The following is an 8,477-nucleotide window of genomic DNA, read 5'->3' on the forward strand; positions in this document are numbered from 1 at the left end:
CTATTGAAACAGGGCCGCCGTGAAGACTTTTGCCGACCTGACCGAGCGCGAGGTGCTCGCGGTCGCGATCTCCTCCGAGGAGGAGGACAGCCGCATCTACATGAGCTTCGCCGAGGACCTCCGCGAGCGTTATCCGGACACGGCAAAAATCTTCGAGCAGATGGCCGAGGAGGAGCGCGGCCACCGGCATCGCCTGCTGAAGCTCTACGAAGAGCGGTTCGGCCAGCATCTGCCGCCGATCCGCCGCGAGGACGTCAAAGGCTTTTTGCGCCGGCGCCCGATCTGGCTGACCAAGAACCTGCCGCTCGACACGATCCGGAAGGAAGTCGAGACCATGGAGCTCGAGGCCGAGCGCTTCTACGCCCGTGCCGCCGAGCTGGCCGAGGACGTCGGCGTGCGCCGCCTGCTCGGCGATCTCGCCGAGGAGGAAAAGCATCACGAGAACCGCGCCGTTGCGCTCACCGACGAAATCCTGAAGCCCGACGTGCGCGCCGAGGAAGACCGCACACGGCGGCGGATGTTCGTGCTGCAATATGTGCAGCCGGGCCTTGCCGGCCTGATGGACGGATCTGTCTCGACATTGGCGCCGCTGTTCGCCGCAGCCTTCGCCACGCACCAGAACTGGCAGACGTTCCTGGTCGGCCTTGCCGCTTCGATCGGCGCGGGCATCAGCATGGGATTCGCGGAAGCGCTGTCCGACGACGGATCGCTGACGGGGCGCGGCTCGCCCTGGCTGCGCGGCATCACCTGCGGCGCGATGACGACGCTCGGCGGCCTCGGCCACACCCTGCCTTATCTCGTCCCAGACAGCTGGCCGAACGCATTCTGGATCGCGACGGGAGTAGCCGGCGTCGTCGTGTTCTTCGAATTGTGGGCGATCGCCTTCATCCGCGCGCGCTACATGGACACGCCGTTCCTCCAGGCCGTGTTCCAGATCGTGCTCGGCGGCGCGATCGTGCTGGCGGTGGGGATATTGATCGGAGCGGCATAGGGCCTCCCCTCACACTCGGTGTCGTAGCCTTACCCTCGGTGTCATCGCCCGCGAAGGCGGGCGATCCAGTACGCCGCGGCCCATCGGCTCCATCACTGCTGTCACGGAGTACTGGATCGCCCGGTCAAGCCGGGCGATGACAGCCGACTTGTTGCTGGACCTTCCCGCGATGACAGCCAGCCACATATCAATCGCGATCAAACGGCGGTTGCGGCTTTCCGCCAAACTGCGCATCATCCCATCGATCAAGCGCAGGAGCATGTCGTGGCGAAATCGGAATTCAGTTTCAAGAGCGCGGTCGAGTTGTCGGCCGCACTGACCGCAAAAAGGGTCTCCGCGGTCGAGCTCACGCAGGATGCGATCGACCGCATCGAGCGTCACGACGGTAAGGTCAACGCGATCTGCGTGCGGGATTTCGACCGCGCGCTCGGCGCCGCGCGCGATGCGGACGCGGCACTGGCCCGCGGTGAGCGCAAGCCGCTGCTCGGCCTGCCCATGACCGTGAAGGAATCCTACAACGTCGCCGGCCTGCCGACGACCTGGGGCATCCCCGCCCAGAAGGATTTCATCGCGAAGGAAGACGCGCTGCCGGTCACGCGGGTGAAGGATGCCGGCACCGTCGTTATCGGCAAGACCAACGTGCCGCTCGGGCTCGCCGACTGGCAGAGCTACAACGACATCTACGGCACCACCAACAACCCCTACGATCTCGGCCGCACGCCGGGCGGCTCGTCCGGCGGCTCCTCGGCGGCGCTCGCTGCAGGCTATGGCCCGCTATCGATCGGCTCCGACATCGGCGGCTCGCTGCGCGTACCCGCGTTCCATTGCGGCATCTACGCGCACAAGCCGACCTTCAATCTCGTTGCCATGCGCGGGCATGTTGCGCCGCCGGCGCCGGCACTGCCATTCGAGCGCGACCTGTCGGTGATCGGCCCGATGGCGCGCAGCGCCGCCGATCTCTCGCTCGTCCTCGACGTGATGGCCGGCCCTGACCCGATCGAAGCGGGCATCGCTTACAAGCTCGCCCCCCCCGCCGCGCGCCACACCGCATTCAGGGATTTCCGCGTGCTGGTGATCGACACCGATCCGGTGATGCCGACCGACACCGTCGTGCGCGGCACCATCAACACGCTTGCCGACAATCTCGCCAAGGCCGGCGTCAAGATCGAGCGCAGCAGCCCGCTGCTGCCGGATTTCGCGGCCTCCTCGCGGCTCTATATGCGGATGCTGATGTCGTTCCTTGCCGCAAGTTTTGCGCCCGACGTTTATGCCGGCGCCAAGGCGGCCGCGGCAGCGCTCCCCGAGGGCGACAACAGCCTTGCCGCCGAGCGGCTGCGCGGCATCGCGCTGAGCCATCGCGACTGGGTGGCGGCAAATGCCGGGCGCACGCGGCTGCGCGCACAATGGCGGGAGCTGTTCAAGACCTTCGACGCGGTGATCTGCCCGGTGATGCCGACTGCGGCCTATCCGCACGACCATTCGCCGGACCAGGAAACCCGCCGCATCAAGATCGACGGCAAGGAGCACGTCTATCCGGACCAACTCGCCTGGCCCGGCATCGCGACACTCCCCGGCCTGCCCTCGACCGCGATCCCGACGGGATTTGCGCCGGACGGCTTGCCGATCGGCGTTCAGATCGTCGGCCCGTGGCTGGAGGATCGCACGCCGTTGCAACTGGCTGAATTGATCGAGCGTGAGTTCGGCGGGTTCGTGCCGCCGCCTTTGTTCAACGACTAGGTCTTTCCGTCATTGCGAGGAGCTCTTGCGACGAAGCAATCCAGAAATGCGTCCGCGGAGACATCTCTGGATTGCTTCGCTTCGCTCGCAATGACGGAGTAAAACAATATCGAGATTCCGGGCTCGCGCGGCGCGCGCCCCGGAATGACAGGGAGGGAGCACGTAAAATGAGCCAGGACCTCGAACAGCTCACCGCACTCAACCGCGACTACGTCGCCTCGGTGCAGAATTGCGACGCCAAGCGCTTCGACGAGATCCTGGCGCCGGAGTTTTATTGCTCCAATCCCGACAAGACCCTGGTCGACCGCGTCGCCTTCCTGGAGCAGACGGCGCGGCCGATCGCGATCCGCAATCTGCACGCCTACGATGTCGTCATCCGCATCTTGGGCGACTTCGCGATCATCCACGCAGCGACGAGCTACACCACCGCGGATGGTCAGCAGGCGACGGGGCGATACACCGATTGCTGGGCCAAGCAAAACGGCAAGTGGCTGGCGGTGTCCGCTCACGTGTCGCGGTGAGATCGTGGGACGGTGAGGCGAGCACGCTGCCGCTCCACCCTCCGCTGTCATGCCCCCGCGCAGGCGGGGCATCCAGTACCCCGCGGGATGTCGGCTCTAGCACAATCGCCGCGGCGTACTGGATCGCGCGGTCAAGCCGGGCGATGACACCTGTTTTGGAATGACAATGGCGGCCGCAAGCACCAGCGCTCGCGTCAGCTATCAAATACAATCACGCTGCGCAGCGTCTTCCCCGCCTTCATGTTGGCAAAGCCCTCGTTGATCTCCGACAGCTTCAGCTTGGCCGAAATCCAGTCCTCCAGGTGCAGCCGGCCACGGAGGTAGAAATCGACCAGCCGCGGCATGTCGACGCGAAAGTGGTTCGAGCCCATCGAGGAACCCTGAATCCGGCGCTCACGCAGGAAATCAAAACCGTGCAGCTCGATCTTCTGGCCGAACGGGATCATGCCGACGATGGTGGCGATGCCACCGGACGCCAGCATGCCAAAAGCCTGCTCCGCGGTCTCCTTGCGGCCGAGCACCTCGAAGGAATGATGCACGCCGCCATTGGTAAGGTCGCGCACCTGCTTCACGACGTCGCCGTCGGCGGGATTGATGATATCGGTGGCGCCCAGCTTGGTCGCGAGCTGGAGCTTTGCCGGATTGGTGTCGATGGCGATGATGCGTCCGGCGCCGGCAATCTGCGCTCCGTTGATCGCGGCCATGCCGACGCCACCGCAGCCGATCACCGCCACGGTCTCGCCCGCCGTCACCTTCGCGGTGTTCACCACCGCGCCGTAGCCGGTGATGACGCCGCAGCCGATCAGCGCGGCGAGATCGAGCGGCATCTCCTTCCTGATTTTGACGATCGCATTCTCGTGCACCAGCATCTGCTCGGCGAAGGACGAGAGGTTGAGGAACTGATGCAGCTTCTCGGACTTCGACCATTGCATCCGGTTCGAGGCGCCCGGCAGCATCTTCACCGTGGTGTCGGTGCAGAGCACGGTGCGGCCCGTGGTGCAATTGTCGCAGGTGCCGCAAAACACCGACAGGCACGTCACGACATGATCGCCCGGTTTCACGTAAGTCACGTCGGAGCCGACCTGTTCGACCACGCCGGCGGACTCGTGCCCGAGCACCGCGGGCAACGGATGCGGATAAAGACCTTCCATGAAGTGCAGATCGGAGTGACAGAGGCCCGCGACCGCCGTCCGGATCAAAACCTCGCGCGGGCCCGGCTTCGGCAGGCTGACATCCTCGATGACCAGCGGCTGATTGACTTCATAGAGGACGGCGGCCTTCATCGAGCACTCCCTATCGCGTTTTTTGATTTGATCGTGGCGCGCAGCCTACGCCGCCAGAACCAGTTCGCCAACCTCGCTCATGCCGGCATCGCGATCCCCGAGCAGCAATGCAGCGATCTTCGCTTGCGCGGCATTTTCCGTGAGCCGGAACGGATCGCTTGGCGACACGCGATGGTCGATGACGAGGCGCGACAGCAGCAGCCGGCGCGCATCGCCGCGCATCTCGTGGATGCGATGCGCTTCCCAGGCGAGCGCGACCGCGCTTGCGACGTGATAGAGCAGGCTGGTCGCGCGACGCGCATCGGCCTCGTTGTCGGCCTTGCCCGCGACCTCGCGCGCGAAGCCGACGGCGCGGTCGACAAGACCGCGCAAACGGTCGCGCCACGCTAGAGGTACGGAAGCGCTGTCGTCGAGGCGGGCGTGCAGATCGGCGGCGAGCGCCGACTCGGCGCCATGGCGGCCGACCGCGCGCCGGAGCGCATCGATCGCGACGATGTTGCCGGTGCCTTCCCAGACCGAGCCGAGATGCGCATCGCGCAGCAGGCGCGCGGTCGCAAACTCCTCGATATAGCCGATGCCGCCGCGCATCTCGAGCGCATCGCCGCAGACTTTTCGCGCGTCGCGCGTGGCGCGGAACTTCAGGGTCGGGGTGAGGATACGCAGCAGCGCAGCCGCATCCTGGCTGCCGGCTTCCGCGCGGTCGAGCGCGTCCGCGATGAGAAAGCTCATCGACAGCGCCTGCTCGACCGGCAGCATGATCTTCAGCATCTGACGCCGGCCGAGCGGCAAGTCGATGATGCGGTTGCCGAACACGACGCGGTTCTTCGCCACCGTCATCGCATCGTGATAGGCGCGGCGCATCAGCGCGGTCGACTTCACGCCGTTGGAGAGCCGCGACGAGTTCACCATCTCGGCCATCTGCACGAAACCGCGATCGAGCTTGCCGACGGCGTAGGCGATCGCGCCTTCGAGCTTGATCTCGCCTGACGCCATCGAGCGCGTGCCGAGCTTGTCCTTGAGACGCACGATCCGGTAGTGGTTCTGCGAGCCGTCATCAAGGAAGCGCGGCATCAGGAACAGGCCGACGCCGCGCGTGCCGGGGCCTGCACCTTCGGGACGCGCCAGCAACATCACGACCTTGGCATCGGCATTGGAGCAGAACCATTTCTCGCCAGAGAGGCGCCAATGGTCGCCCTCCTGCACCGCTGTCGTCGTGAGCGTGCCGACGTCGGAGCCGCCTTCCTTTTCGGTCATGAACTGGCCGCCCTGGGTCAGCTTGCTCATGTCGGTCGAGGTGAGGCCATCAAGATATTTCGCCTTCAGCGCCTCGCTGCCGAAATTCGCCAGCAGTTTGGCGCAGCCGTCGGTGACGTTGATCGGGCAGCCCATGCCGAATTCGGTCTGGTTGAACAGGAAAGTGAAGGCGTGCTTGGCCACGACGGGATATTTGTCCGGCCAGCCCATGATGCCCTTGCGGATCGAGAGCGCGTGGATGCCGAACTGGCCGAACGCGGCATTCTCCAGCTCGCGATAGGCCGGATGATATTCGATCCACTGCACGTCGCGGCCGAACTTGTCGCGCTGGTGCAGGACCGGCGTGTGCCGGTCGGCGAGCCGCGCGCAATCATCGAGATGACCGCCGGCCAGCTCGCCGAGCCGATCGAGATGCGGCTCGATGTGACGGAACAGCGCGTCCGGCAGATGGATGCGCAGGAGATCAGTCAGAGCCGGATCGGCGCGATAGAAATTCATGCCAGTGGTGTCGGGCGCCAGCAGGCCGGATGGTGCGGCCGCGACATTTTTTGGCTGCGCTGTGACCGGCTTGTGCATGATCGTCCTCTTCGGTTTCCGCCCTGCGAACATTTTACGCTGTTTTGGCGCTTGCCGCGTTGATTGATGTCGATCATGCTCCAGTCGCGGATAGCGATAAAGCCGCAAATTGTCAGGGAGGCATGATCGCCGTGAAGGAGCAATTCGCTCTGCGGAATTGTGACCAGCCCGACTGGTTGTCCGCGCGGCGGATGCATAGCCAGCGGCTTCCCGTCTCCGAGAGATCACGCCATGGAACATCCGAAATACAAGATCGCGCTCATCGTCGGTGCCGGCGAAGGCCTGAGCGCCTCGCTGGCGCGGCTGCTGTCCGCCCAGGGCATCCGCGTCGCGCTGGCCGCGCGCAAGATCGAGAAGCTCGGCGCGCTCTGCAGCGAGACCGGCGCCAAGGCCTATGCCTGCAACGCCACCGAGGCTGATGAGGTCGAGCGGCTGTTCGGCCTGGTCGAACGCGAGATCGGCACGCCCGATCTCGTCGTCTACAACGCCAGCGGCCGCACGCGCGGGCCGTTCGTCGATCTCGTCCCGGCCGACGTTGCGCAGGCGATCGCGGTCAGCGCCTATGGCGGTTTCCTGGTGGCGCAGCAGGCGGCGAAACGCATGTTGCCGAACAAGCATGGCGCGATCCTGTTCACCGGCGCTTCGGCAAGCGTCAAGGGCTATGCGCAGTCGGCGTCGTTCGCGATGGGCAAGTTCGCGCTGCGTGGGCTGGCGCAGAGCCTGGCGCGCGAATTGTCCCCGCAGGGCATCCACGTCGCGCATTTCGTGATCGACGGCGGCATCCGCAGCGCGGCACGCACGGAAGCCGCCGACAAGCCGGATTCGATGCTCGATCCCGATGCGATCGCGCAGAGCTATTGGAACGTGCTGCAGCAGCCGCGTAGCGCCTGGAGCTGGGAGCTGGAGCTGCGGCCGTGGGTGGAGAAGTTTTGACGCACCCCCGTAGGGTGGGCAAAGGCGCGCAGCGCCGTGCCCACCTTCAACGACGAAACAACAAATGGTGGGCACGCTGCGCTTTGCCCACCCTACAAGGGCGGGATTCATGACCACGGAAACCACTGTCGAGACCGGCACCAATGAACTCCTCTGCGTCGTCCGCGATCGCGTCGCGATCATCACGCTGAACCGGGCGGAGGCGCGCAACGCATTGTCGGACACGCTGACGCCGGCGCTGCGCACGATGATCCGCAGTTGCGGTGAGAACCCCGGCGTCGGCGCGCTGCTGCTCACCGGAGCGGGCGAGGCGTTCTGCGCCGGCGGCAACGTCAAGGGCATGGGCGCGCATCGCGATCCCAAAAAGCTCGAAATGTCCTTTGACGACAAGGTCGCCGATCTCCAGGAACGGCAGCGGCTGCTCACCGGCGCGCTGGTGTCGGTGCGCAAGCCGACCATCGCGGCCCTGCCCGGTCCCGCGGTCGGCGCGGGTCTCGCCATCGCCATGGCCTGCGACATCCGCATCGCCGCGCAATCGGCCTTCGTCGCTACCGGCTACGCCCGCATCGCGCTCTCCGGCGATTACGGCATCGCCTGGCTGCTCACCCGGCTGGTCGGCACCGCGCGGGCGCGCGAGTTGCTGTTCACCGGCGATCGCGTCGATGCCGCGCGGGCCGAGGCCATCGGCCTCGTCAACCGCGTCGTGCCCGATGACGAGTTGCAGACCGAGGCCTTTGCGCTTGCAAAGTCGCTTGCCGAAGGCCCCCGCCTCGCGCTGCGCTACATGAAGGACAATCTCGACGAGGCCGTGCTGTTCGATTTCGAGACCGCGCGCGATCACGAAGCCGAACGGCTGATCCGCCTGACCACGACCGCCGATCACAAGGAAGCCGTGCAGGCTTTCATCGAGAAGCGGAAAGCGGTGTTCACGGGGAAGTAGCGGCGTTCGAGAATCGTTGACCGTTACCCTGAGGTGCCCGCTTCTTCAGCGGCCCTCGAAGGGCGACAGCCCGACTGTTGCTGCGAGTCACGTGTCACGAGCAGCGGGGCCGCTCATCCTTCGAGGTTCCCCAAGCGGCGCGGTGCGCCGCATGGCTCGCACCTCAGCGACTGTGTTCTTCGTCAAGCGGGTTGCCATTGTTTTTGGTCCCTGAGCATGGCGTTGAGGATGGTGAGGACTTT

At 65.5% G+C, this 8,477-nt stretch carries 7 protein-coding genes; 5 read left to right on the plus strand and 2 right to left on the minus strand.

The genetic code is table 11. The features are described 5' to 3' along the window. Nucleotides 1-19 precede the first annotated feature (19 nt). From mbfA to JQ627_RS36485, 3 genes are all read left to right on the plus strand, one after another. The gene (gene mbfA / locus JQ627_RS36475; protein WP_212489164.1) at nucleotides 20-991 is read left to right on the plus strand and encodes an iron exporter MbfA; all 972 of its coding nucleotides are present in this window, start codon (nucleotides 20-22) and stop codon (nucleotides 989-991) included. A 264-nt stretch (nucleotides 992-1,255) separates the two neighbouring features. After that, nucleotides 1,256-2,728, plus strand: coding sequence for an amidase (locus tag JQ627_RS36480; protein WP_212489165.1), 1,473 nt, complete (start codon nucleotides 1,256-1,258; stop codon nucleotides 2,726-2,728). A 167-nt stretch (nucleotides 2,729-2,895) separates the two neighbouring features. Beyond that, the gene (locus tag JQ627_RS36485) at nucleotides 2,896-3,249 is read left to right on the plus strand and encodes a nuclear transport factor 2 family protein (RefSeq protein WP_212489166.1); all 354 of its coding nucleotides are present in this window, start codon (nucleotides 2,896-2,898) and stop codon (nucleotides 3,247-3,249) included. Nucleotides 3,250-3,443: 194 nt separating this feature from the next. Here JQ627_RS36485 and JQ627_RS36490 read toward each other — a convergent pair whose 3' ends face one another. Continuing rightward, nucleotides 3,444-4,532: a Zn-dependent alcohol dehydrogenase gene (locus tag JQ627_RS36490; protein ID WP_212489167.1), complete on the minus strand. Its 1,089-nt coding sequence runs from the start codon at nucleotides 4,530-4,532 to the stop codon at nucleotides 3,444-3,446. A gap of 45 nt (nucleotides 4,533-4,577) precedes the next feature. Further along, nucleotides 4,578-6,362, minus strand: coding sequence for an acyl-CoA dehydrogenase family protein (locus JQ627_RS36495; RefSeq protein ID WP_212489168.1), 1,785 nt, complete (start codon nucleotides 6,360-6,362; stop codon nucleotides 4,578-4,580). Nucleotides 6,363-6,593: 231 nt separating this feature from the next. Between JQ627_RS36495 and JQ627_RS36500 the strand changes: the two genes are divergently transcribed. Both JQ627_RS36500 and JQ627_RS36505 read left to right on the plus strand, forming a co-directional pair. After that, nucleotides 6,594-7,295, plus strand: coding sequence for an SDR family NAD(P)-dependent oxidoreductase (locus JQ627_RS36500; RefSeq protein WP_212489169.1), 702 nt, complete (start codon nucleotides 6,594-6,596; stop codon nucleotides 7,293-7,295). A 109-nt stretch (nucleotides 7,296-7,404) separates the two neighbouring features. Continuing rightward, the gene (locus JQ627_RS36505; protein ID WP_212489170.1) at nucleotides 7,405-8,235 is read left to right on the plus strand and encodes an enoyl-CoA hydratase; all 831 of its coding nucleotides are present in this window, start codon (nucleotides 7,405-7,407) and stop codon (nucleotides 8,233-8,235) included. The last annotated feature ends 242 nt before the right edge of the window (nucleotides 8,236-8,477 follow it).

It is taken from the genome of Bradyrhizobium liaoningense, assembly GCF_018130785.1.
GTDB classification, from domain to species: Bacteria; Pseudomonadota; Alphaproteobacteria; order Rhizobiales; family Xanthobacteraceae; genus Bradyrhizobium; species Bradyrhizobium liaoningense_A.